Origin of the sequence: Methylocystis sp. ATCC 49242 (assembly GCF_000188155.2) — a bacterium.
Lineage (GTDB): Bacteria > Pseudomonadota > Alphaproteobacteria > Rhizobiales > Beijerinckiaceae > Methylocystis.
In genome coordinates, this window is the sequence record NZ_KE124774.1 from 2,003,002 (window position 1) to 2,027,005 (window position 24,004).

Sequence of the window (24,004 nt, forward strand, 5' to 3'; positions counted from 1 at the left end):
CAAGCTCAGCGACGGCAGTGCTCGGAAGCGCGTTTTTCGAGATCGATCGAAAACGAACGCGGTTCGCCCTGTCCGCCGAATACTTTCAACCCGATGTGATAGCCAAGGCGCCGGTAGCTCTCGAACTGCGACTCGCTGAAGAACTGGTCGCCCGTCGATTCATGCGGAAAATCGGGATGGGCGGCGGCGTAGCTCCATATGTCCTCCGGCTCGTCGCCATGGATCGCCGCCTTGATATAAATGAGCGCGCCCATCCCCTCGCCGTCCGGATATTGAACGCTGCCGATGTTGCAGTAAGGGGCGGCGCAGAGCGCGGCGGGGCGATTTGTGAGGCCGAGACGCCTGGGATCGCCGCCGGTCGCCGCGGGCTGCGGTTTGTTGAAAGTTATTTCCACCCCGAGGTCGATGCGGGCCTTGCGCACCAGATTGCCGAGGTCCTCGTATTTCAGGTCCGCGTCGCAGCCGGCGTCGATCACCACTATGGTGCAGCAGCGGCGGCGCAGCATCTCGTAGACGCCGAGATTTTCGAAATGGCCGCCATCGCTGAGATATACGTAATATTGTTGTTCGTTGGTGAGGCCGAACAGCTCCATCATGAAAGGCCACAGCGCGAGGCTTGGTCCCGGCTTTTCCCAATTGCTCTTTTTCGGATTGCCCAGCCACCACCCCAGTCGCGCGTTGAACAGCGTCATGATGAATGTCAGGAACGGCGACGAGTGATATCCCATGTTGGGGCTCACCGCCGCGCCCGAAATCGCCATCGCCGTGGCGAGGCTGACCTGGTCGCCGTAGCGCTCGGCGGGCCGATAACCCAGCCGCGGATTGCCGGCGGTCAGCGGCGTGAAAGCGTAGGATGACGCCTTGCGCTCCTGTAACGCGAGCGAGTCGCCGTGAACGATATTGAGCGCCGTATTGACGACATGCAGCGGCTTCACCCTGGTCAGTTCGCTCATCATGACGTTGTCGTACTGATCGAGCCCCGTGAAGCGGTTGGGGCGGCGCTCCGCATTGGACGCGCCGAGATAGGCGCGCATCAGCCGATAACGATAATAGGCGTGCAGGGAGAATTTGTTGACGTTGATCATCCAGGCGGCGAGAGTCACCCAGATCAGCATCACGATCGCGGCAATCAGAAAGACGGAGACCGTGTCGTCGGAGACCCTGTGATGCGCGACGATTTTCGCGAGAGAATCGGGCAGCAGGATTAAATCCATCAGTCGTGACAATTCATAGACCAGCGCGACCGTGAACAGCAGCGCGCCAGCCACCGCCACGCGGCTCCAATTGACGGCGCTCATGCTTTTCGTATCGCCTTGTGTCGCCGCCGTAGATTTGCTGTGTCCGAAGAGCGCCGCCGCGAGGCCCGTCGCGCCGCCGACGGAGGCTATGATCCCGTTGGCCCATTCGCCGAGCCAGTCCTTCATGTCGACGCCGTGCAAATCCTGCCTCGGATCCCAAAGGACCAACGTAGCGTAAACCGTCCAGGCCAGCCCTATGACGATGAACCAGCCGCCGGAGCGCGCCGTCCATTCGAGCAGATCGTCGAGCCGCGCATTCTTGCTGCTCGTGGCCGCAAACAGGATGCTGCCGGCGAGATGGGCGACAAAGCAGCAGGTGACGCCGAAGACCACCGCATAGCGGGAGTCCCGCACACCGACGACCTCTCCAATAAGATGAAAGGCAATCAGCAGAAAGACGCCGAAAACCGCGCCGGCGAAGATGCGCGAAACGGTCATTCGCGGCAATTCGCATAGATGCCTGTTTGCGCCGTCGTCGCAATCGCTGGAAGAAAACTGCGCTCCGAGATTCTCGCCCCACTCGCCGCGAATAAACGAAATGAAAACTGCGATGGCGAAAGGCGCGGCCCATAAATTCGCGCCGGCGGCCGCGAACCAGAACCATGTCGATGGATCGTCGAAGGCGATGCTGTCGCGGAAATAAACGAGCACCGCCGTCGTCAGACAGGCGGCCAAATATATCGGAACAATCACACATACGAAGTGCATGACCTCGCCCGCGCCATAGGGCGTCGCCTCGACGTGATCGGATTGCATTCGGGCCAAAGGCTGTTCTCGCTCCAGCCGTTCCCGACGTTTTTGCGCCTGTATGGAAACCAGTTGCTTGCTCGTGAACAGTTCTGCAACGGCGTAAAGAAAAGCCGCGCTCATGAGGAGCGCCCAGGGCGAAACGCCGCCGCCGGCGTCGAACTCGTAATGCAACCTCTCCAGAAGCAGAACGGTGCTTTTCGGAACCCAGACAAGCAACAGGAACAGCGGCAGGAATAGCAACCAGTTGATGAGCAGATTTCGAACGACCGTCGCCGCGCCGGTCCAGGTGTCGGACGACATCAGCCCCGCGCGAGGCGTCAGATAATTGGAAAATTCACGAAGGCCGGTGAGCTCCGGGGGCTCGCCCTGCTGGTTCAGCCGCTCTTCGACGCCCTTCATCCCGCCCGCTTCGCGCGACGCCCAGGCCGAGAGCCAGGAGCCGATGTAGCCGCCGCCGGAAACCGTCGAGAGGTAATCGAATTTTCGCAACAGACCCTGTTTAGCAAGGGCCTGGATGACACCGAGGCAGAACGTCGCGCTGCGGATGCCGCCGCCCGAGAGACAAAGCGCAGTGAGCTCCGCATCGAACAGCTTTTTTTCGAAATCTTCCGCCAGCCACGGCGGTTTCGCATCCGGCGACGCCGATCCATCCCGCATCTCCGCGCTCGCCTCTCCCGACGACGACTGCTCGCCTGCGACGCCTCTGCCCAGAGTCTTTGCGATAACGGCAATGCTGTCGAGCGCCGCCGAAAACGGGCCGATCGGCTCCTTCGGCTTTTCCTTTTGCGGGAGCGGCGACGCAAGCCCGCTCTTTCGTCGCGTCGCGTTGATACTTTCAATTTGCGCGAGCTCGGCGCAAATGACGCGCTCCAGGCTAAATGGCCCGTCCGGATTTTCCGCACCATTCACGCGCCCCGCGCTTTTGGCGGAAGTTGAAAATTCATTCGTCATGGAATTCATCCCTGCTCAAATACGCCAAGCCGAAAAAAGCGCTCAACCCGTAGCAGAACCGACGCCCATGCGATGGAAAATAATCCGGTCCCCCGACTAACTTGTCGTATCGATGGCCCGCCGGCAAGGGCGACTTTCGACTTCGTCCCAATTCAAAACAGGCAAGGCCAAGGCGAGGAACTCCCGCGTCAATTTGTTCCATCCTGAAAGGCGCGGCCACGCTGGCGCGCGTTCACAGGAGCGCTATGTCCAAGCTGTGTGAAAACGCGTGACATGGCGCGACCGCGCCGGCGCCGCGTTATCGAGAGGGAGGAATATTCATGATCAATCGTCGACTCGTCTTCGCCGCGCTGGGCCTCGGCTTCGCTCTCGCGCTGGCGCCGCGCGCCGCGCTGGCGGGGAACCACCATGTCACCCAGGCGGTCGCCGAGACCAGGGAGGCGATCCACGAAGGCAAGCAGCACATGTTTTCATCCTTCGCGGAGCATACGCATAACGCGCTCGACCACGCGCGAGAGGCCGTCGCTGGCGGGTTCGATCCTAAGGGCCATGTGAAAATGGCGATCACTCATCTTCGTCAGGCCATCAAGACCGCGAAGCGGACGCATGACGCAAAACGTCTCGCCGCCGGCGTCCGTCATGCGGAACGCGCCCTGATCCACCTGAAAGTGGCGGCGGAGCATTAATAATTAATAACGCGAAGCCTACGCATTCCGCGGGCGCGAGCCGCCCGGACGGAACGCTACAGGATTGATCTGGAGGCGGCCTTGTCCCGCCTCCAGCCTTATTGCGTGACGCAGGGAACTTCTCCCGTCCCCCGACGTTTCTTTATGTGCCGATACGCGCCGCAAGCGCGTGGATTGCGACAAATCATTTTTTCCAAAAGGAGGGTTTCATGAGAATGGATACGTCCTGCGAGTGTGGTTTTTGCTCGATCATTCCGCCCTATATTTTCACCGGCATGGAGCGCTCCGGCGATGAGCGCCTGAGGCGTATCGCCGAGCATGTCCAGCAAGTGATGAAGCGGTTGCGTGAGCGCCGCATCGAACGCTTCTCCGCGACCGCGGTCGTGAAGTCGCTCGCAGCCAAACCCGCGCCGCTCAAGCGGATCATCTATGACTGCGAGCGGGGCGGGGATTTGCCGGGCAAACAGGTGCTCGTCGAAGGCGGTCAGCCGCCCGCTGATCCGGCGGTGCGCGAAGCCTATGAATATTCCGGCGTGACCTGGGACTTCTTCAAGAAGCTGTTCGACCGCTCCTCGATCAACAACGCCGGACTCACCCTGACTTCCTCGGTTCATTATCAGGAGGGCGCCGAGGGTCTCGACAACGCCTTCTGGGACGGCCGGCAGATGATCTACGGCGACGGCAGCGGGATCGCGTTCGATCGCTTCACCAAGTCGATCGACGTTGTCGCGCATGAACTCACCCATGGCGTCACGCAATATGAAGCGAATCTGGTCTATGAGAACCAGCCCGGCGCGCTGAACGAACATTTCTCCGACGTTTTCGGCATTCTGGTGCGTCAGTGGCACGGGGCGAACAAGGGCGACGCGAAGCAGAATGATCCGATGACCGCCGATTGGAACATTGGCGGCGACCTGCTGCTCCCCGGCGTGCATGGCGTCGGACTGCGGTCGATGAGCAATCCGGGCGGCGCCTACGACGATCCGCGTCTGGGCGGCAAGGACCCGCAACCCAAGCATATGTCGCAATATGTCGATCTTCCCAACAACGCCGACGGCGATTGGGGCGGGGTTCACTACAATTCCGGAATCCCCAACCATGCTTTCTATCTCGCGGCGGTCGCGGTCGGAAAGCCGGCTTGGGAAGTTCTCGGAAAGATATGGTACACGACCCTCACCGAACGCCTCAAGGCGGATGCGGACTTCGCCAAATGCGCCGCGGAGACGATCTCCGTCGCACGCGACTATTTCGGCGATGACGTCGCGCACAAGGTTGCGGCGGCGTGGTCCAGCGTCGGCGTGACGGAGGTAGAACCGCGTGCCATGGCCGCGGCCTTCAGGACGAGCCTGCTGAAGCCGGCGGATGTGCTCGGATTGACCGAAAAGTCGACCAAGGCCAAGGAGAGCTTGAAGAAACTCGAGAAGACCGCCGTCGGCCGGGCGAAGAAAAAGGTTGCGGACGCCAGGAGCGCGATCGAGGCCGCAGCCCATAAGTAACAGTCATTCTCGCGCAAAGGGGAACGGTCTTATGTCGCCGGGAACGGAGAAAAGCGAAAGCCCTTCCGATAACCCGGCGGCGGACCCGGACAAGGGACCCCTGCTCCGCATCACCCGCCTCGGCGGGCATTTGCCGTTACTCAAGCCGAAGCGCGAAGTTCTGTTCAACACATTGTCGCAGGTCGAGCGCGGCGCGATCGAAGCCATACTTTCGCTCGAGACGCCCGAGGAGAGCATAGAGGCGCGGCGTCCCGACGCGACGAGCTACAAATTTGAACTCGAGGGGCCAACGACCAACCTCTGCGTGACCGTTCCGGGTCTGAAAATCCCCAAACCGCTATCCAGGCTGCTGCCGTGAACGTCTCTTAGTCGACCCTGCGGCAGGGAGTCCTCGCGACGATCGAAATATGGTCTATGACGACGCGTGACCTCCGCAGTTCTTGTGCTGAAACATTATTGCTGGCCGGTTCGTTGCACGATAGGCGGCAAGACTGCGTTAGAAGAAAAGCCGCAATGCTTACTCCGACTCGACGAAGCGCGGCTGGAGATTATGAATGGTTCTGTAGATTGAGATAGTCAGCGGTCGCCGACCGAATTCGCGGACGCAGGACATTGACGAATGCGTTCACCCGCCGGCCCAGCCACTCGAACGCTTTTGCGCGCTCGTCCGCTTGATCCAACGGCCCAACTGTCAAGGAATCGGCGATCGACCAGCGTCCGTCGTCCTCACGCAACGACACCGTATCTCCGAGCTGAGCCTTGATGCTTTCCCACTCCTCAGTGACCATTCTCATGATGTATTCTCCGGCGCCTTCATTAGATCCAACGAAACTCAACCCGACCCTGTTTTTGTTGATTTCGCGATAGACCAGCAACGAACAGCAGCCCTTGGGAACTGGAAGCGAAAAATATACAAAGCCCTGCCGCGGTGGCCGCGGCTTCGGCTGCTCAGGATCGTCCAGCATGAGACGATCAAGAAACTCTTGCCAAAACTTTTGCTGCTCATCGCCGATCGAGCTGCGTTGTGGATCAACGGCCAACGCCTTCTCATCCTCTGGCGCCTCCTCGATCACATACCCGTCCGGCGAGGCGACGACGTATCGTGTGATATTAACCGTCCGCGCGAGCACGCGCGGAGCCACCAGACGCCCACCATCCGGAGTGAGGTAAATCGGGAGCTCGACCAGCCCCAGAGAAAAATGCAGGCCTGCGTGCTCTTGAAGATATTCAGCGATCGCTTCGACGTTTTCCCGAATGCCGTCGCCGACGATAAGAAGCAGAAACCGTCCGCGTCGAAGATTGCCGGTCAGCGCGTCGTTGAACTGCGCCTCGTCTATGTCGGGATCAACCTTTCGAACAAGTTCGAGAATCGGATCGCCGGAGCGCTTCAGCCGGCGACACACTTCACGCTGAAGATCGGAAGACGACCAGCGTCGCAACTCCTTCGCATAGTCGAGAATTTGCCCGACCACCTCACGGCGCGCTTCAGCGTTGCGCCACAACTTGCATTCCACGATCACGGGAAGGCCCGTCGGCGTTATCATCAAATTGTCGATCTGCCCGGCAGGCGTGCTCAACTCCCTGCAGACAGGGACCGGTCGCGTGAACATCGGATCGATCTCGTCAATGGGGAGAATTTCCGGATGTTCGTGGACAAGCGCCTGAATGTCCGCCTCCGCCACCGACGAATCCAGCCCAACCTGGCGCATTGGCGTGAGTCGCACGGCTCCCGAATTCGGCGGCAAAAGGACAGGGCAGCAATGTTGTCTCGCCAAGCGGAGATCCTCCAGATCGCACGGGACGCAGGATGTGCGTATCGCGAATCGTAAACTTTTAAAGTAACGCTTAAGGTGTTCCGCCAAATTTGCAAAGTGAGCCCCGCCTCTACCTTCGACCTGAGAAAAATGATCTAAAAGCGGCCCATGACCGAAGCGATCCGCGCGTCCGCGATCGGCGCGGCAGACCCCCAGCAATCGCCGGCTTGCGCTGGCGCGCAGATCGTCGAGGTCCTGCCGCCGGTCGCCGTCGATGCGCCCTACTCCTATTTCGCGCCGCCGGCGCTGGGGCTTCAGCCCGGCGACAGCGTGAAAATTCCGCTGGGGACGCGCGAGGCCTATGGCGTCGTCTGGTCCGTCGACGCGGCGCCCGCCGCCCGCGGCAATCTCAAGACGGTCATCGCGCGGCTCGATCGGCCGCGGCTGTCGCAGAAGCTGCGTGACTTCATCGACTGGCTGGCGCGCTACACGCTCGCGCCGCGCGGCATGGCGCTGCGGCTCGCGACGCGCGCGGCCGAGGAAGCCGCGCCAGACGCCCCGCGCACGCTCTATCGCGCAACCGGCGCAACGCCCGAACGTCTCACGCCCACGCGCGGGCGCGTGCTGGCCGCGGCGGAAGGCGGCATGGCCTTCACGAAAAAGGCGCTGGCCGACGCCGCCGCCTGTTCCCCGGGCGTCATCGACGCCCTGGTCGACGACGGCGCGCTGGAGACGATCGCCGCGCCGCCCGACCCGATTGCGCTCCCGCTCGATCCCGATCATGGCGCGCCGCTGCTGGAGCCCGCGCAACTCGCGGCCGCGCAGGCGCTGACCGCGGCGGTGCGGGCGCATGCATACAAGCCGTTCCTTCTCGAAGGCGTCACCGGCGCCGGCAAGACGGAAGTCTATTTCGAAGCCATCGCCGCCGCGCTGAAGGAAGGCGGACAGGCGCTGGTGATGATGCCGGAGATCGCGCTCACCGCGCAGTTTCTCGAACGCTTCGCGACGCGTTTCGGCGAGAAGCCGGCGGAGTGGCATTCGGGCGTCTCCCCGCGCAAGCGGGCGCGCATCTGGCGCGCGGCGGCGACGGGCGACCTCAGCGTCGTCGCCGGCGCGCGCTCGGCGCTGTTTCTTCCCTTTCGCGACCTGCGCCTCATCGTCGTCGATGAGGAGCACGAAGGCGCCTACAAGCAGGACGACGGCGTTTCCTACCACGCGCGCGACATGGCCGTGGTGCGCGCGCGCATGGAGGACGCGACCATCGCGCTCGCTTCCGCGACGCCGTCGATTGAAACGCGGGTGAATGCCCAACGCGGCCGCTACGGACATCTGAAACTCGACGCGCGCGCCGGTTCTCGGCCGATGCCGCTGCTCGAATCCATCGACATGCGCGTCGAAGGGCCGCCGCGCGGACGCTGGATCGCCCCTCGTCTGGCCCTCGCCGTCGGAGAAACAATCTCGCGCGGCGAACAGGCGCTGCTTTTTCTCAATCGTCGCGGCTATGCGCCGCTCACTCTGTGCCGCGTTTGCGGCCATCGTTTCCGCTGCGAGAACTGCGACGCGTGGCTCGTCGAACATCGCTTCCGCCGCGCGCTGGTCTGCCATCATTGCGGACATGTCGAACGCCGCCCCGACGTCTGCCCCGAATGCGAGAGCGAAGATTCGCTCGCCGCCTGCGGACCCGGCGTCGAGCGTCTCGCGGAAGAGGCGGCGACGCTGTTTCCCGACGCGCGCATTCTCGTTCTGTCGTCCGATTTCCCCGGCGGGGCGGAGCGCCTCAGGCGCGAACTCGAGGAAATCGCCAAAGGCGCCTTCGATATCGTCATCGGCACGCAACTCGTCGCAAAGGGGCATAATTTCCCGCATCTCACGCTCGTCGGCGTGGTCGACGCCGATCTGGGCCTCGGCAGCGGCGATCCGCGCGCCGCCGAGCGCACCTTTCAATTGCTCAATCAGGTTACCGGACGCGCGGGGCGCGGCGACAAGCCCGGCCGCGCGCTGATCCAGACCTTTCAACCAGACCATCCCGTCATCGCGGCGCTGCTCTCCGGCGACGCCGAAAAATTCTACGCGCAGGAAATCGCGCTTCGCGAGCGCGCGGGGCTGCCGCCTTTCGGCCGTCTGGCCGCGCTCATCGTTTCCGCCAGGGCCGCCGCCGCCGCCGAGGCGCACGCCCGCGCAATTGCGCGCGCCGCGCATGATCTGCCGCCCTCGCCGCGCTACCGCGTCGCGGCGCTCGGCGGACTGCCGGAGGCGGACGAAATCATGCTTCTCGGCCCGGCCGAAGCGCCGATCGCGCTCATTCGCGGCCGTTATCGTTATCGCCTGCTCGTGAAGGCGCCGCGCAGCGCCGATGTGCAGAGCTTCCTGCGGGACCTCATCGGCGCAAGCCCGAAGGAACGCGGCGGCGTGCGCGTGCAGATCGACGTCGATCCGCAGAATTTCATGTGATCGAGGCGCGTCGAAATAATACGGGTCGTGGCGAGGGCGCCACGGCGATTGGATTGCAACGCGACTTTTCACCGCATTCATGTCGGCCGCGAGCGTAGCCATGTCATGTGACGGCGGGAATGTGCGTCCCCGGGACCGCGCAGGAGGAGGCGGCAGCGTCAACACTCCAGAAAGTGCCCTGGCTCGGACCGTTGACGTTCGCAATTTCCGACACAGTTACAAGGCGATATCAGGGAGAATTGAAAATGGCTTATCGGGCGTCAAACTTCATACACGGCGCGATTGCGGCCGTTGTCATGGGCGGCAGCCTGTTTGCGGCGCCGCCGCCGGCGCGAGCGCAGCATCCATCGGACATGTCCTGCGACGAATTGTGGTACGAGCGAAACAAGATCTACGCGCGTAACGGATATTGTTTCAAAACGGCCCGCGCCAGGGCCGAATTCGGCCCCGGATGCTTCCCCCCCTACGGCGATTTGCGCGGCTGGGAGAGAAGGCGCGTAAACGAAATTCAGATGTGGGAGAGCCGCAACGGCTGCAATTGATTGCCCAATTTAGGTGAAACCTCATCCACAAGGAGATGACATGGTGAAGCATGTGAATTTACTCGTTGCCGCCGCTGTGGCGGTCGGCGCCCTGTCCATGACCGCGACGAACGCCTCGGCCATGCCGGCGGCGCCGAAAGACGCTGTCGCGCAATCAGGCGAAGCCGCGGGTCTGGAACAGGCGCATGCGGTGTGGGTCTGTCGTTACGGCCGTTGCTTCTGGACGCATGGTGGTCACCATCACAGCGGCCATGGATGGGGCGGACACGGACACTGGGGCGGTCACCACGGCTGGGGCTGGGGCGGCCACCACGGCGGTCACTGGGGCCATCATGGTCATCATGGACATCATCACCGTGGCCACCACCACGGCGGCCACCGCCGGTGATCATCGGGTTGAGACGCTGAAACAGGCGAGCAAGACGCGGGCGGGGGCTGACGGTCTCCGCCCGTTTCTTTTCATCCGCCGCTGACGACGCGCGCAACGACTTTCGCGGTGTAGTCCACCATCGGCACGATGCGCGCGTAATTCAGCCGCGTAGGGCCGATCACTCCGAGGGCGCCGATGATGCGCCGCTCGCTGTCGCGCAGGGGCGCGGCGATCAGCGAGGAGCCGGAGAGCGAGAACAGCTTGTTCTCCGAGCCGATGAAGATGCGGACGCCCTCGCCCTCTTCCGCGCGTTCAAGCAAATCGATCACGCCGGTCTTGGTTTCTAGATCGGCGAAAAGCAGCCGCACGCGCTCGAGGTCGGCGGCTGCGGTCAGATCCTCGAGGAGATGCGCCTGTCCGCGCACGATGAGCTGACGGGCGCCGCTCGATGCGCCCGCCCAACTCGCCATCCCTTCCTCCACGAGACGCGCGGTCAATTCGTCGAGCTCCATCTGCGCGGCCCGGCGCGACGCCTCTATGCCTTCGCGCGCTTCCGCCAATGTGCGGCCGGTGATGCGCGCATTCAGATAATTCGCCGCCTCGGTGAGCGCCGACGCCGGCAGATCGCGCGCGACGGGAATGACGCGGTTCTCGACCGTGCCGTCGTCGGCGACGAGGATCGCCAGCGCGCGTTCGGGCTCGAGCCGCACGAAGTCGATCTGCTTCAGGCGGACATTTTCCTTCGTCGCGACGACGACGCCCGCGACGCGCGTCAGGCCTGAGAGCAGGCTGGTCGCCTCCGACAGCACGCCCTGGAAATCATGCCCCTTCGAGGCGGCCTCGACCTCGGCGGCGATGCGGGCGCGCTCCGAGTCGTCGAGATCGCCGACCTGCAGCATGGAGTCGACGAAGAAGCGCAGGCCGAGTTCGGTCGGCAGGCGTCCCGCGCTCGTGTGCGGCGCGTAGATGAGGCCAAGCTCTTCGAGATCCTGCATCACATTGCGCACGGACGCAGGCGACAGCGTCATCGGCAGAAGACGCGACAATTGCCGCGAGCCGACAGGCTCGCCGGAGGCGAGATAGCTGTCGACGATCTGGCGGAAGATCTCTCGGGACCGATCGGTGAGCTGGGCGAGACCCGAGGCCGGCGAAATTATCGGTGTTGTGCGGATCATGACACAAGACAATATCGCATCCCGCCGCGCCGTCGAGGCCGCGCCGCGAAACAAAAAAGCCCGGCCAAACCGGCCGGGCTCGAACGACGCGCGCGGCGTCGGTTGCTTTGCGTCGATCAGAGGCCGAGGCCATCCCATCCGAGCAGCGCGCCAATGCTCTTCACATTGTAGTTCAGGCCGACGCGGGCGAGATGCGTGTCGAAGCCGCGGCCGTCGAAGGTGCGGAAACCGTTCGGGAAAGCGAGGCCGGTGCCGCTCGGGCCCTTCATGCTCGTGTAGAGATATTCGGCCTTGATCGAGAACTTGTCCCAGAAGGCGTATTCGAGACCCGCGCCGACCGTCCAGCCGGCCTGCCAGGTCGAGGCGTTGGTCGGGAACAGGAAGCCGCCGATGGAATCCGTGCCGGAAGCCTTCACCCGGCCATAGGCGAGACCGCCGGTGACGTAAGGCAGGATGCGGCCGAAGGCGTAGCCGAAGCGGAGCCGCTCGGCGCCGAACCACTCGAGGCGATTGCTCACGCCGCCGAACCAGGAGTTGGTGTTGTTGCTGCGCACGTCGGCGTAGCTGAACTCCGACTCGTAGCCCAGAACGAAATTGTTGGAGAACTGCCACGTGTAGCCGCTCTCGTAACCGACGAGATAGCCGCTCGTGCCCCGCGAGGTGTTGACGTTCCATACGGCGGGAACGGCGCCGAAGTCCCATATCCAGGAGCTGGTGCTGGACGAGCCGCCGCCATAGCCGCCAACGACGCCGATGTGCCAGCCTTCCCAGCTGAAAACCGGCGGCGGGGGAATGTATTCCGGCGGGGCCTTTCGGCTGGGGAGATCCGCGGCCGAGGCGGCGCCGATCATGAGGACCGACGCCAATGCGCCGACAACGGTAGCCTTGAAAGTCATGTTACCCGTCTCCAATGCAAGGCCGCCGGGGACCCCGCGCAGCACGTCGATATGCAAGGTAACACCACTGAATTGATGAAGAAATTCTAACAACCGCCGGCCGCGTGATTTTCACGCCGGCGTTGCGATTGCGCCACACTTTCTCCAAGGCCGTGTTTTCACAGCGTAAAAAGTCACGCATCGCGCGCAAGAAGCGGAGCCGTGAGCATGGCGAGATTGCGCTCGTAGGCGGAGGATGAAAAGCGCGCGTCGTAGTAGGCGCGCGTCGCGCTCGCCCTCCGCGCCGATTCGTCCGCGGCCGGCGCCCGCGCGGCCTGGACGAGCGCGCGCGCGAAATCCTCCGCCGTATCCGCCAGGCTTACGCCGGGCAGCGAGAGCGCTTCCGCGTCCATGCCGCGCAGCGCCTGCGGCGTCGCGATCAAAGGGACGCCGCTGGACATGGCCTCGACCGTCTTGATCGAAAGGCCCGTGCCGCTGATCGTCGGCAAGAGCGCCAGACGGGCCGTCGCATAGACGGCGCCGGGATCGTCCACCCGGCCGAGAAACCAGTGCTTGTAGGAAGCATATTCCTCGGGGGCGCGGGCCTGCACGCCGGCGTCGACATTGCCGGCGATCTTCACCGTCACGCCCGCCGCTTTCGGCGCGACCTCGCGCAGGAACCAGATCACGCTTTCGACATTTGCCGTGTTGTTGCTCGCGACAAGCACGATGTCCTCGCCGCCGGGGCCGGTCGGAGCGGGCGGCGTCGCGGGATAGAGCAGCGAATGGCGCTTCTCCGGCAACATGGCGCGAAAGGCGTCGGATTCCTGCGCATTGAGATGCAACAAACGATCGGCGCCGCGCATCGCCTCCAGCTCCTGCGCCAGCATCGCCTCATAGGTGACGCGCGGCGGGAGCCAGGGCATGCGCTCGTTGATCAGCGCGAACTGGCGGGCCTGCAGATCGTGGGTGTCGAGCATGATCGGCGCGCGCCCGCGCGAGAGGCGGCGCGCGACCGGCATCAGGAAGAAATGGTTGCAGTGGACGAGGTCGTATTCCGCCGCCTCGACCTCCGGCGAGAGGACGGCCCGTTCCGCCATGCCGAGGCGTATGACGGCCTGATCGCCATGGATATAGGGCCACAACACGTGCGTTAGGAACCGCGGATCGAGCATGGCGAGAAAGGATGCGCCGCCATAGAAGCGCGCGCCGGCGTCGAGCTCCGGCGTCGAATCGCTGAAGGATTTCCAGATCCACGCGCGCCCCGGAACGAAACCGGGATCGGAGCTGATGGCGACGGGGAACACCTCCGCGCCCAGCGCGCGATAGGCGGCGATCTGGCCCAGCACGACGCGATAGGTGCCACAGGAGTGCCACGCCGGATGCGTCAGCGCGACACGACGGCCGGCCAGCGGGCGGGAATCCGTTTCAACTTTGTAATTGTCCATCATCCCGCCGCGAGTAGAGTGTTTGTCAACGGCGCGACCTTAGCACTACCTGTCCGCCTCAAGAAGGATCGTTACTGAAGGAGCGGCTCCACCGCCGCCGCCAGCGTGCGCGCATAAGCCTGCGGGCTGAAGGAAGATTCATACAGACGCCGCGTGTCGCTCTCCAGAGGCGGCGTGTCGCCCCTGTCGGCCCGCTCCTGCGCCTCGCGCCAATGTCGCGCGAATTGCGCGGCGTCGTCGGCGAGAGCGACATTGCCCAGCGCATGCGGATCGACCTTCATGCCGCGAAACGCCAGCGGCGTCGCGACGAGAGGGGCGCCGCAGCAGAGCGCCTCGACCGCCTTGATCGACAGGCCGTGACCTTCGATAGTGGGCAGCAGGACGGCGCCGGCGTTGGCGTAGACGGAGCCAATGTCGTCGACCCGCCCCCTGAACAGGGCGCGATGGGCCTCGTAAAGGGCCCCGTCCCGACGCTTCACGCCGCCGTCGATATTGCCGTAGATCGCAACGCGCGCGCCCCCCGAGAGCGGGACGACCTCCTCCAGAAACCAGCGCAGGCTGACGTAATTGGCGTAATTGTCGCTCGCGACGATGATGACGTCGCGCCCGGCCGCGCGAGGGACTTCGGGCACGGCCGGATAGATCAGCGCGTGACGGGAATCGGGGAGGAGATCCCGGAAATCGTGAAACTCCTCCTCATTCAGATGCGCGGAAAGATCAGCGCGGCGCATCCAGTCGAGCTCTACCTTCAGCATGTTGTCATAGGTCGCATAGGGCGGGATGAAGAAGCCGCCCTTGTTGCGCAGCACATATTGGCGCGCCTGAATGTCCTGGGTCTCCAGCACCACGGGAATGCGCCGCCCGTTCTTCAGGGCCTCGACGAAGGGCAGCGTGAAATAATGGTTGGCGTGGATGAGGTCGACGGTCTCCTCCCAGAAGCCGTCCGGCAACGGCGCGCGCCTTGCGAGTTCGATCAGCCAGCTGGCCTGATCGCCGTGGATGAGCCGCCACCAGCCGTCGACGAGGAGGCGCGACGCCAGACCCGCGAACGGCGGGCCGGAAAAGAAGCGACGGTCGGCGCCGATGTCATGCGTGGCCGCAACATAGGCCCGCCACCGCGCCCCGCACGGCGGCCGCGACGCAAGATCGTCCATCATCGCGACGGACAGGACCCGCGCGCCCAGCGCCCGATAGGCCGCAATCTGGGCCACATTGACCTGATAGCTGCCGCAGGAATGCCAGGCGGCGTGGACTACGGCGACTGTCTTGCCGGCCAGAGGCTGACCGGCGGGCGGAAGAGGTCCGATCTGCGCCCCCTTGCTTTTGCCTGAACTTTACAAGTACACCCCCTATATGAGCCTTCGTCTCCCGAATCCACCCCTCCGCGCCCCGGACGCCGAGACCGGCGCGGGGAGCGCCGGCAAACGTTACGGCATAGCCATCGTCGGCAACGACAAGATCATCGACTGGCTGCTGCCGTTCCTCGAGAGCTACCGCGACACCAATTCGTCTCTGCCGATCTACCTCATCCCCTATGACGACAATGTCGCCATGACGCGGAAGGCCGCCGACATCTACGGCGCGACCTATATCGCGGAGGAGCCGGTCGAGATCGACAGGCTCTCGCATGAGCTGTACCCCGGCTTTTTCAACAACAACCGCCGCCGGCTGCGCAAGCTGCAGGCGCTCGCCCTGCCGCTCGACGAAGTGGCCTATGTCGACGTCGACGTGATTCTCTTTCGCGACTTCACGCCGGCTTTCGGAAAGCTGGAGGAGGGCAAGACCGAGTTCATCGTCGCCTCTCCGAGCTTCGAATATGTCTACAACGAGCGTCGCGAAAAATATCCGTTCCTGAAGGACGTGCTGCTCTTCAACGACGGCTTCTGGGTCACGTCCAACAAATATCTGAAGCTCTCCGACTTCATCGACACGATGCGCGACGACGCCGCGATCTTCCACGACGTGCGCAAGCGCGGCCAGCTGTTCGCGCAGCCGCTCGTCAATTTCGTCACCCATCGGCGCGGCCTGAAGATCGAGCTGCTGCCGAATGTCGTTGAAAACGCCTCGCACGAGAGCTTCTACAAGGCGCCGGGCGTCACTTTCAGGGACGGCAAGCCGGTCGATTACGAAGGCAAGGAGATCTATTTCGCGCATTGGGCCGGCGCGACCGCCCTGCCCTCGCGCGGCGTCTTCGACCCCGCCTGGACGGAATATTCCAGGGCCGCCTGGGCGAGGTTCAAGAAATGACGCGGCCCCACAGGTAAGACCGGCCATGCCGCGGCTGCTTTTTTCCTACCTCTTCAAGCGCGTCGGATTCGGCGTGCTGATCGTGCAGCTCGCGCTGTCGGTTCCCGTCGTCCTTTCCTACCTGCTTTATCAATTGCCGCCGGCGGCGGTGCGCGGCGGCTTGGTGATTCCCGCGCTCGTCGGCATCACGCCGACCGTGGCCTATGTCACGCTGCCGATGGCGGTCGGCGTCGCGACGGCGCTCGAATTCTCCCGCATGGCGAGCGAAGGCATGATCGCCGTGCTCTACGCGCTGCGCCTTTCGGCATGGTCGATCTGCCGGCCGGCGCTGACCCTCGCGGCGGGAATCGTCGTGCTGGGCTATGCGCTCGCCAATTTCATCGCGCCGCATTATGCGACCAACATGCAGGACGTGCTCAACGTCGTGCGCAATTCGCTCAACCACCGCATGCTGGACGCGGCGCATTTCTACACTTTCGACAATGGCGTGAAGACGCTCTACATCGAGCGCTGGGTCACGCCCGATCTCGCCGCCAATCTCTTCGTGCGCCAGCTCTCGATCGAGAAAATGCAGGAAGAGACGATCACCGCGGCGCGCGCCGAGTTCCGCCGCAATGAATCAGGCGTCATCGTCGCGCTGTCGAACGGCAGCATCCAGACCCGCTCGCTGTCGTCCGGCGACGTTCGCATCGCCAATTTCGACGAATACGCCATGGCCCTGCCGATGCAGGGCAGCGGAGGCCTGCCGGACCGCGGCTGGCGCGGCGTCTATGAATTGTCGGCCGGCGCCTTCCTCGCCAATTACGAAAGCGCGAAAGGCGATCCGCGCCAGCTCGGCGAATGGCGGGCGGAGGCGGCCAAGCGTTTCGGCGTGCCGGCGCTGGCGCTGGCGCATACGCTTCTGGCCATGGCGCTCGTGCTCAGTTTCGGCAACATCACCGGCCGGCGCGGCGCCGGAGGCAGTCTCATCATCATCGCAATTCCGGCGGCGCATATCGCTTTTCTGGTGGGGCTGGAATCCCTCCTGCGCATCAGCGGGTTCTTTTTCCTGCTGCTGGCAGGGCTAGCGCTCGCCGAAGTCGGCGTTTCCGTATGGCTGATCGCGCGGCTCAATCGCAGCGCGGCGCCGGCCCGGCTCTCCGCGGAATATGGCGCGCCGCAGAGCGACGGTTACGCAAGCCCGCTCGCCTGAGCCGTCAGGCTCCCGTCCCCATCGCCTTGCGATAGTCGGCGATCACCTGCGCGGGGTCGCCGACCTCACGAATGACGCCGTTCTCCAGCCACAGCACGCGGTTGCACAGCGTCTGCAGGAAATTGAGATCGTGCGAGACCATCAGGATCGTGCCGTTCCGGCCGAAATCCGCGATGTATTTCTCGCATTTGCGCTGGAATATTTCGTCGCCCACCGAGAGCGCCTCGTCGACGATCAGCACGTCGGCGTCCGCATGAGCGCAGATCGCGAAGGCCACGCGCGCGATCATGCCCATCGAATAGGTGCGCATCGGCTGGTCGAAGAAGGGGCCGATGTCGGCGAAGGCGGCGATGTCGTCGATGCGCGCGTCGACCTCCTTGCGCGAGAGGCCGAGAATCGCCGCGCCGATGCGGGCGTTCTCACGCCCCGTCAGCAGCACGTCGAAGCCGGAGCCCAGCGCCAGGATCGGCGCGATGCGGCCCTGGACCTTGAACTCGCCCTTCGTCGGCAGGGTAATGCCGCAGAGAATCTGCAGCAGCGTGGTCTTGCCGGCGCCGTTGCGTCCGACGATGCCGACGCGCTCGCCCTTGTTGACCGTGAAGGTCACGTCGTGCAGGACCCACTTCTCCTTGTAGAATTTCTTCCACAATCCGAACAGGACCTGCTTCAACTGGTCGTTCTGATGCGCATAGAGCTGAAACGCCTTGCCGACGCCCGCGCAGCGGATGGAGGGCTCAGATGACATCGACGATGACCGATTTGTAGCGCATGAAGAACTGGTAGCCGCCGAGGAAGACCGCATAGGAGACGGCGACGACGGCGAGATAGCCGAAGACGTTCGGAATGGAGCCGTCGAGCGCCACGTCGCGCAGCATCTCGATGTAGTCGCCGACGATGTTGAGCCGCAGCCAGATCGCCGTCGTGGGCGACATCTGCGCAATCTGGTCGAGCCGGTAGAAGATCGGCGTCGCGAACATCAGCACCGGCACGATCGAGGCCATGATGTGCGCGACGTCGCGCGTGAAGGCCCCGAGCGCCATCAGGAACCAGACGACGCCGAGAATGAAGAGCGCAAAGGGCGCGATCAGCAGCGGCGACAGCACGATCGTCAGGGGGATCGTCCCCGCCACGATGAGCCGGAAGACGATGTAGACAGCGAAAGCGACGCCGGCGTAGGTGAAGGCGCGAATCGTCGCCGTCCAGGCGATGGTTTCGCTCGGAAAGATCGAGCGCTTGACGAAATTGACATGCTCGTGGAGCAGGATCGGCGCGCGATAGGCGAGTTCGCTGAACAGATTGAAGACGATCAGCCCGATGAAGATGCCGCTGGCGTAATCGGTCACGCTCATGCCGGCGGAGAGCTGGGGCACGGTGATCGAGAACAGCGCCGTATAGGTCAGCAGCATCACGAGCGGCGAGATCACCGCCCACGCCGGCCCGAGAAGCGAGCCGCGGAAGCGCGAAATGAACTCGCGCCGCACAACGGCGCGGATGAGCTCCCGGTGACGCCACGCCCGCTCGAAGGGGGCGACATAGGCGGGAGGGATCGAGGCGAGCAACAGGCGAAACGTCCTTTCGCTGAGAGGGGCGCCCGGGGCGCGACCGCCACCGCATAGACCAGTTCGGCCCGCCCACTGTCAATGGCGCGTCTGCGCCCCCTCCGGGGCGCGACAGTCCGCCGGCTCCGGCGGGGCGATGGCCTTACCCCCTTCCAGCCGCCGCGATTTTGCCGTCGCCCGCTTCGCCGTATTCTCCGCATCCCTGCGCGGATTGAGCCGCCGCCACGCCCGGCGCGCGGGGCTTTTCGAAGCGGCCGCCCGCCTTCCATAGCCCCACGCGACGCGAAATGGCCCGGCGCGCCAGAGGCGCCCGCATCAGTCCGGCGAGCGGCTGATCCGCCAGACGTGATTCGGCGCGGTCGACGAACTGGCGCAGCCGGCGGCGCGCGACGCCGACCTTCGCCTCCGTCACGCGCGACAGCGCATAGGCGAAGGCCACGGTCACGCCGGCCGAGACGGCGAGAACCTCCCACTGCTCGGCTCCCGCCGTGCTTTGAGCCCATTCCAGACCGAGAAACTGCGAGGCCGCCGCGCGGAGAAACACGATGGTCGGATTGTGGATCGCATAAAGCGTGAAAGAGAAATCGGCGAGCCGCTTGTGGCCGGACCAGTCGAGAACACGCCAGTCCTGGAGCGTCGAAAAACGCATCGTGAGGATCAGATTGGCGAAGGCGGCGGCCGTGATGGCGTCGGGAATGCAGAGAAGCGCCGGATAGTCCCGCATCATCGCGCCGGTGAAAATCACGCGCAGCGCGACGATGACAGTTGCGGTCAGGACGAGGGCCCGCGCGGGAGAGCGCATCAGCGGCCGCCGCGCGAGCGTGAGCGCTGCGCCAAGGCCCCAGACCAGGAAGCCGAACGCGAACCAGATCTGCCTGATCGTCACCGCAATGCAGACGGCGAATATGACGGCGGCCACGATTTTCCGCGTTCCCGGCGAATAGGCGCGCCCGAAGGGGAGCAGGAGCAGAGGGAAGAAAATATAGTACCAGAATTCATAGGCGATGGACCACAAGGGTCCGTTCGTGCCGTAGAATTTCGTGATGATCCCCTGCAAATTCACAAAGTCCGCCAGCATCAGACGCAGGTCGTAATGCCCCTCGAAATAGGAGACGCCATAGGCGCCGAATTCGACAGGGAAAATGGAGCGGCCGGTCGTGTCGAGAACGAAGGTCAGCACGATCGCCGGGATCAGCACCAGATAGATGCGCGCGAAACGGTGAATGCAATAATCGAGAAGAAACGGCTTGTCCTCCCGCAGCCGCGCAATCGCCGCGCCGCCAACGAGAAAGCCGGACATCACGAAAAAGCCGATCACTCCCTGCCGCGCGAACTCGTAACTGACGAGGAAACGCCAGGCCGCCACGAAGGCGGACTCGTCATTCGGGTCGAGGCGGTTGAAATTCAGGAATAATGCTGAGCCGTGAACAGAGAGAACAAGCAACGTGCCCGCCCAGCGCGCAAGGTAAAGCAGTTGCGACAATTGCTCAGGCACAGCCGCATCAGCTCTTGTTTGAACCTGAGGCGAAAACTGCCACGATGTTCTCGATGGCGATGAAAAGATGCGGTCTGAGATCATCGGTCAGGTCTCAGTTGCGGCTGTGAATTGTTTCAATTCTTAACAGACGCGCGCCCTGTTGCACGCATTTGGTGACGACAAACCAAAAATTCCGCAGCGACTGTGGCGAGTTAGTCACAATATGTGGAATCGGTCGGGGCGCATGGTCCCAACCGCTGAAATGCAAGCGCAGCCTTTCCGCAAAACACGAAAGCCGGGCTATTCCACGGTCACGCTCTTGGCGAGATTGCGTGGCTGATCCACGTCTTTGCCCATGAAAACAGCGACATGATAGGCGAGCAGCTGCACCGGCGCGGCGTAGACGATGGCCGCGAAGGGGCCTGACACGGCTTCCGGAAGCTCAATGAAGCCGGCGAGTTCGGCGGCCGCCTCCCTGCGCGCGTGCGGCGACCCGATGAGAATCAGATGGCCGCCGCGCGCCGCCACTTCCTGAAGATTGGAGACGGTCTTTTCCAGGCTCGCGTCCGGCGGGGCGAGAACGATTACCGGCATGGCGTAATCGATGAGCGCGATAGGGCCGTGCTTGAGCTCGCCCGCCGCATAGCCCTCGGCGTGGATATAGGACAATTCCTTGAGCTTGAGCGCGCCCTCCATCGCCAGCGGGAAGGACGGCCCGCGGCCCAGATAAAGCACGCTGGAGGCGCGCGCCACATCTCGGGCGACGGGTTCGATCCTCGCCTCATGCTTCAGAACGTCGGCCATCTGGCCGGGCGTGGCGATGAGTTCGGCGACGAGCTCGCGCTCGCGTTCACGGGTGAGCACGCCCCGGGCGCGGCCGAGCGCCAGCGCCAGGCAGGCGAACACGGCGAGCTGGCAGGTGAAGGCCTTCGTCGAGGCGACGCCGATTTCCGGCCCGGCGAGGGTCTTGGCGACCGTGTCGCTCTCGCGGGCGATGGTCGAGGTCTCGACATTGACGATGGAGAGGATGTGCTGGCCATGCTCGCGCGCATAACGCAGCGCGGCGAGCGTGTCGGCGGTCTCGCCCGACTGCGAGACCACGATCATCAGCCCGTTCTCCGGCAGCGGCGGATCGCGGTAGCGAAACTCCGACGCAATGTCGATTTCGACGGAGAGCCGGGCGAAACGCTCCAGCCAGTAGCGCGCGACGAGGCCCGAGTAATAGGCCGTGCCACAGGCGGAGATCGTGACGCGGGTGAGGCTTTGGGGATCGAAGCCGAGTTCGAAGGGCAGCCGCACCACGCCCTCGGAGAGATCGAGATAATGCGCCAGAGTGCGGCCGACGACCTCCGGCTGCTCGTGGATTTCCTTGGCCATGAAGTGGCGGAAATTGCCCTTGTCCACCAGGAAGGAGCCCGCCTGAAGCGGCTGGCGGCGGCGCTCCACGACGGCGTCCGTCGCGTCGTGAAACTCGGCGCCGGCGCGGCGCAGCGTCACCCAGTCTCCCTCGTCGAGATAGGCGATCGAGGTGGCGAAGGGAGCGAGCGCCAGCGCGTCCGAGCCGAGATACACCCCTTCGTCGCTGAAACCGACGGCGAGCGGGGAGCCGCGCCTCGCGCCGATGAGGAGATCGGTCTCGCCCTCGAACAGAAATGCCAGCGCGAAGGCGCCCTTGAGACGCTTGAGCGCCACGGCGACGGCGGCCTCCGGGGTCGCGCCGCCGGCCATGCTCTCGGCGACGAGATGCGCGACGACCTCGGAATCCGTTTCGGAGGCGAAGACATGGCCCTTGGCCGTCAGCTCCTCGCGCAGCTCGCGGAAATTCTCGATAATGCCATTGTGCGCCACGGCGACATGGCTGCTGGCGTGAGGGTGGGCGTTGTTCTCGGTCGGCCGGCCATGCGTCGCCCAGCGGGTGTGGCCGATGCCGATCGCGCCGGTCAGCGGCTCGCCCGCGAGTTTTTCCTCGAGGTTCTTCAGCTTGCCGCTGGCGCGCAAACGCGTCAGCCGCCCGTTCTCCAGCGTGGCGATTCCCGCCGAATCATAGCCGCGATATTCGAGGCGCTTGAGCGCTTCGACGAGCTGGCCCGCAACCGGACCCTTGCCGAGGATTCCCACAATGCCGCACATGACGACCTCCGAAGCGGTTATAGCAAGAGCGCCGCCAGCGCGGCCCGGCGCCCGGATCAGACGACGATCAGGGTTAAGGGCGACAGCCCGCTCAATCCTTTTCGCAGGGCGGAGCGGCCGATTACTTCTTTTCCTTCCGCTCCGCCTGCGCGGCGCGGAACGCCGCGGCCCAGCCGGCTTTCTCCATCTGGCGGCCGCGGGCGACGGCGAGCGCGTCGGCGGAGACGTCCTTGGTGACGACGGAGCCGGAGCCGACATAGGCGCCCGCGCCGACCTTCACCGGCGCGACGAGCGCAGAGTTGGAGCCGATGAAGGCGTTTTCGCCTATCTGGGTGCGGTATTTGAAGAAGCCGTCGTAATTGCAGGTGATCGTGCCCGCGCCGATATTGGCGTTCGCGCCGATGTCGGCGTCGCCGATATAGGTCAGATGATTGACCTTGGCGCCCCTGGCGACCGTCGCGTTCTTGATCTCGACGAAATTGCCGACCTTGGCGTTCTCCGCCAGCGCCGTTCCCGGCCGCAGCCGCGCGAAGGGACCGATCGTCGCGCCGGGCCCAACCTTCGCGCCCTCGAGATGGGAGAATGAATGGATGACGGCGCGGTCGGCGATTTCGACTCCGGGACCGATGACGACATTGGGCTCGATCAGCACGTCGCGGCCGAAGCGCGTATCGGCCGAGAGAAAAACGGTTTCCGGCGCGATCATGGTGGCGCCGGCGGCCATGGCGGCGCGGCGCAGGCGCGTCTGTGCGATCGCCTCGGCCCGGGCGAGCTGGATGCGGTCGTTCACGCCGAGCACTTCGGACTCGTCGGCGACGACGATGCGCGCCTCACGACCTTCCGCGCGGGCGAGTTCGACGACGTCGGTCAGATAATATTCGCCATTCGCGTTGCTGTTGCCGATCTTTTCGAGGAAGCCCAGCGCGCAGGCGCCGTCGATCGCCATGAGCCCGGCGTTGCAGAGACTTATCGCGCGTTCGGCGTCGCTCGCGTCCTTCTGCTCGCGGATCGCCATGAGGCGGCCCGCGTCATCCCGAATCAGCCGTCCGTAGCCGAAAGGATCGGCGGCCTCGAAACCGAGGACGGCGACGCCAGCTCCCGCCGCGAGGGCGGCGCGCAGGGCGATGATCGTCTCCCTCGTGACGAGCGGCGTGTCGCCGAAGAGCACGAGAAGATCGTCGCATCCCCCGGCGATGGCGGCGCGCGCGGCGAGAACGGCGTGGGCCGTGCCGAGCCGTTCGGCCTGCACGAAGGTCTGCGCCCCGGGGACGAGGCGCTCGGCCTCGGCGCGCACGTCGTCGCGCCCCGGCCCGACGACGACGGCGACGTTCCCGACCTGCGCCCCGCCGACGGCGGCGAGCACATGGGCCAGCATGGAGCGGCCGGCGACCTCGTGCAGCACCTTCGGAATGTCGGACTTCATCCGCGTCCCCTCGCCGGCGGCGAGGACGATCGCGAGCGCTTTTCGGCTCTTTATCGCCTCAATCATCGAAGCTTCATCGCATTTTCTTCAACTGGAGCTCGGCGACGGGCGCCGTCCTCCGGCTACTTCGCAGATTCGGGCCGTGGAGAGCAAGTTTTCGCGAGAGCGTCGGAACCGGCG

Annotated in this window: 19 protein-coding genes; 8 read left to right on the top strand and 11 right to left on the bottom strand. The window is 64.2% G+C overall.

All coding sequences use genetic code 11. The annotated features are described in order from the left end of the window. Positions 1–5 precede the first annotated feature (5 nt). Positions 6–2,999, bottom strand: coding sequence for a patatin-like phospholipase family protein (locus MET49242_RS23385; protein ID WP_244430802.1), 2,994 nt, complete (start codon positions 2,997–2,999; stop codon positions 6–8). Positions 3,000–3,319: 320 nt separating this feature from the next. Between MET49242_RS23385 and smbP the strand changes: the two genes are divergently transcribed. From smbP to MET49242_RS11935, 3 genes are all read left to right on the top strand, one after another. Further along, entirely contained in the window at positions 3,320–3,685 is a 366-nt protein-coding gene (gene smbP, locus MET49242_RS11925; protein WP_051134164.1) for a small metal-binding protein SmbP, read from the top strand. A 209-nt stretch (positions 3,686–3,894) separates the two neighbouring features. Next, the gene (locus MET49242_RS11930) at positions 3,895–5,181 is read left to right on the top strand and encodes a M4 family metallopeptidase (protein ID WP_144259594.1); all 1,287 of its coding nucleotides are present in this window, start codon (positions 3,895–3,897) and stop codon (positions 5,179–5,181) included. A gap of 31 nt (positions 5,182–5,212) precedes the next feature. Beyond that, positions 5,213–5,539 (top strand): protealysin inhibitor emfourin, encoded by a 327-nt coding sequence (locus MET49242_RS11935; RefSeq protein ID WP_036283154.1) that lies wholly within the window; start codon positions 5,213–5,215, stop codon positions 5,537–5,539. Between the two features lie 190 nt (positions 5,540–5,729). Here MET49242_RS11935 and MET49242_RS11940 read toward each other — a convergent pair whose 3' ends face one another. After that, a complete protein-coding gene (locus tag MET49242_RS11940) occupies positions 5,730–6,956 on the bottom strand; it encodes a DUF4268 domain-containing protein (protein ID WP_036283155.1) in 1,227 nt (408 codons plus the stop codon). A 147-nt stretch (positions 6,957–7,103) separates the two neighbouring features. On the opposite strand from MET49242_RS11940, the gene MET49242_RS11945 reads away from it, so the two are divergent. The 3 genes from MET49242_RS11945 to MET49242_RS24995 all read left to right on the top strand — a co-directional run bounded on the left by MET49242_RS11945 (position 7,104) and on the right by MET49242_RS24995 (position 10,316). Next, on the top strand, positions 7,104–9,386 hold the full coding sequence (locus MET49242_RS11945) for a primosomal protein N' (RefSeq protein WP_084679032.1): 2,283 nt from the start codon (positions 7,104–7,106) through the stop codon (positions 9,384–9,386). 353 nt (positions 9,387–9,739) lie between these two features. Continuing rightward, complete coding sequence (locus MET49242_RS26150; protein WP_244430897.1) at positions 9,740–9,928, top strand: YARHG domain-containing protein; 189 nt, start codon at positions 9,740–9,742, stop codon at positions 9,926–9,928. Between the two features lie 40 nt (positions 9,929–9,968). Next, the gene (locus MET49242_RS24995; protein ID WP_144259595.1) at positions 9,969–10,316 is read left to right on the top strand and encodes a hypothetical protein; all 348 of its coding nucleotides are present in this window, start codon (positions 9,969–9,971) and stop codon (positions 10,314–10,316) included. 71 nt (positions 10,317–10,387) lie between these two features. On the opposite strand, the gene hrcA is transcribed toward MET49242_RS24995, so the two are convergent. From hrcA to MET49242_RS11975, 4 genes are all read right to left on the bottom strand, one after another. Next, complete coding sequence (hrcA, locus tag MET49242_RS11960) at positions 10,388–11,473, bottom strand: heat-inducible transcriptional repressor HrcA (RefSeq protein WP_036287878.1); 1,086 nt, start codon at positions 11,471–11,473, stop codon at positions 10,388–10,390. Positions 11,474–11,589: 116 nt separating this feature from the next. Next, positions 11,590–12,369, bottom strand: a complete 780-nt coding sequence (locus tag MET49242_RS11965; RefSeq protein ID WP_036287882.1) for an outer membrane protein — start codon at positions 12,367–12,369, stop codon at positions 11,590–11,592. 173 nt (positions 12,370–12,542) lie between these two features. Beyond that, positions 12,543–13,796: a glycosyltransferase gene (locus MET49242_RS11970; RefSeq protein WP_051134514.1), complete on the bottom strand. Its 1,254-nt coding sequence runs from the start codon at positions 13,794–13,796 to the stop codon at positions 12,543–12,545. A gap of 71 nt (positions 13,797–13,867) precedes the next feature. Then, positions 13,868–15,007, bottom strand: coding sequence for a glycosyltransferase (locus MET49242_RS11975; RefSeq protein WP_244430803.1), 1,140 nt, complete (start codon positions 15,005–15,007; stop codon positions 13,868–13,870). 142 nt (positions 15,008–15,149) lie between these two features. Here MET49242_RS11975 and MET49242_RS11980 point away from each other — a divergent pair, with 142 nt between their 5' ends. Beyond that, the gene (locus MET49242_RS11980) at positions 15,150–16,043 is read left to right on the top strand and encodes a hypothetical protein (RefSeq protein WP_036283159.1); all 894 of its coding nucleotides are present in this window, start codon (positions 15,150–15,152) and stop codon (positions 16,041–16,043) included. Between the two features lie 25 nt (positions 16,044–16,068). Then, on the top strand, positions 16,069–17,235 hold the full coding sequence (locus tag MET49242_RS11985; RefSeq protein WP_036283160.1) for an LptF/LptG family permease: 1,167 nt from the start codon (positions 16,069–16,071) through the stop codon (positions 17,233–17,235). Between the two features lie 4 nt (positions 17,236–17,239). On the opposite strand, the gene MET49242_RS11990 is transcribed toward MET49242_RS11985, so the two are convergent. The 5 genes from MET49242_RS11990 to glmU form a co-directional block, all read right to left on the bottom strand. Beyond that, the gene (locus MET49242_RS11990; protein ID WP_051134165.1) at positions 17,240–17,980 is read right to left on the bottom strand and encodes an ABC transporter ATP-binding protein; all 741 of its coding nucleotides are present in this window, start codon (positions 17,978–17,980) and stop codon (positions 17,240–17,242) included. Further along, positions 17,970–18,794: an ABC transporter permease gene (locus tag MET49242_RS11995; protein ID WP_036283161.1), complete on the bottom strand. Its 825-nt coding sequence runs from the start codon at positions 18,792–18,794 to the stop codon at positions 17,970–17,972. Before MET49242_RS11995 ends, MET49242_RS11990 begins: the two co-directional genes overlap by 11 nt. A gap of 142 nt (positions 18,795–18,936) precedes the next feature. Beyond that, entirely contained in the window at positions 18,937–20,289 is a 1,353-nt protein-coding gene (locus MET49242_RS12000; RefSeq protein WP_051134166.1) for an acyltransferase, read from the bottom strand. Between the two features lie 282 nt (positions 20,290–20,571). Then, on the bottom strand, positions 20,572–22,401 hold the full coding sequence (glmS, locus tag MET49242_RS12005; RefSeq protein WP_036283162.1) for a glutamine--fructose-6-phosphate transaminase (isomerizing): 1,830 nt from the start codon (positions 22,399–22,401) through the stop codon (positions 20,572–20,574). Between the two features lie 121 nt (positions 22,402–22,522). Further along, the gene (gene glmU, locus MET49242_RS12010; RefSeq protein ID WP_036283163.1) at positions 22,523–23,890 is read right to left on the bottom strand and encodes a bifunctional UDP-N-acetylglucosamine diphosphorylase/glucosamine-1-phosphate N-acetyltransferase GlmU; all 1,368 of its coding nucleotides are present in this window, start codon (positions 23,888–23,890) and stop codon (positions 22,523–22,525) included. Positions 23,891–24,004: the final 114 nt, after the last annotated feature.

What these genes read in the sequence shown, in the direction of transcription:
- MET49242_RS11970 (WP_051134514.1), bottom strand. Translation starts at nt 13,796, where the DNA reads ATGGACAATTACAAAGTTGAAACGGATTCCCGCCCGCTGGCCGGCCGT.
- MET49242_RS11985 (WP_036283160.1), top strand. Translation starts at nt 16,069, where the DNA reads ATGCCGCGGCTGCTTTTTTCCTACCTCTTCAAGCGCGTCGGATTCGGC.
- hrcA (WP_036287878.1), bottom strand. Translation starts at nt 11,473, where the DNA reads ATGATCCGCACAACACCGATAATTTCGCCGGCCTCGGGTCTCGCCCAG.
- smbP (WP_051134164.1), top strand. Translation starts at nt 3,320, where the DNA reads ATGATCAATCGTCGACTCGTCTTCGCCGCGCTGGGCCTCGGCTTCGCT.
- MET49242_RS11935 (WP_036283154.1), top strand. Translation starts at nt 5,213, where the DNA reads ATGTCGCCGGGAACGGAGAAAAGCGAAAGCCCTTCCGATAACCCGGCG.
- MET49242_RS23385 (WP_244430802.1), bottom strand. Translation starts at nt 2,999, where the DNA reads ATGACGAATGAATTTTCAACTTCCGCCAAAAGCGCGGGGCGCGTGAAT.
- MET49242_RS11980 (WP_036283159.1), top strand. Translation starts at nt 15,150, where the DNA reads ATGAGCCTTCGTCTCCCGAATCCACCCCTCCGCGCCCCGGACGCCGAG.
- glmU (WP_036283163.1), bottom strand. Translation starts at nt 23,890, where the DNA reads ATGATTGAGGCGATAAAGAGCCGAAAAGCGCTCGCGATCGTCCTCGCC.
- MET49242_RS11990 (WP_051134165.1), bottom strand. Translation starts at nt 17,980, where the DNA reads ATGTCATCTGAGCCCTCCATCCGCTGCGCGGGCGTCGGCAAGGCGTTT.
- MET49242_RS26150 (WP_244430897.1), top strand. Translation starts at nt 9,740, where the DNA reads ATGTCCTGCGACGAATTGTGGTACGAGCGAAACAAGATCTACGCGCGT.
- MET49242_RS11945 (WP_084679032.1), top strand. Translation starts at nt 7,104, where the DNA reads ATGACCGAAGCGATCCGCGCGTCCGCGATCGGCGCGGCAGACCCCCAG.
- MET49242_RS11930 (WP_144259594.1), top strand. Translation starts at nt 3,895, where the DNA reads ATGAGAATGGATACGTCCTGCGAGTGTGGTTTTTGCTCGATCATTCCG.
- MET49242_RS24995 (WP_144259595.1), top strand. Translation starts at nt 9,969, where the DNA reads ATGGTGAAGCATGTGAATTTACTCGTTGCCGCCGCTGTGGCGGTCGGC.
- MET49242_RS11965 (WP_036287882.1), bottom strand. Translation starts at nt 12,369, where the DNA reads ATGACTTTCAAGGCTACCGTTGTCGGCGCATTGGCGTCGGTCCTCATG.
- glmS (WP_036283162.1), bottom strand. Translation starts at nt 22,401, where the DNA reads ATGTGCGGCATTGTGGGAATCCTCGGCAAGGGTCCGGTTGCGGGCCAG.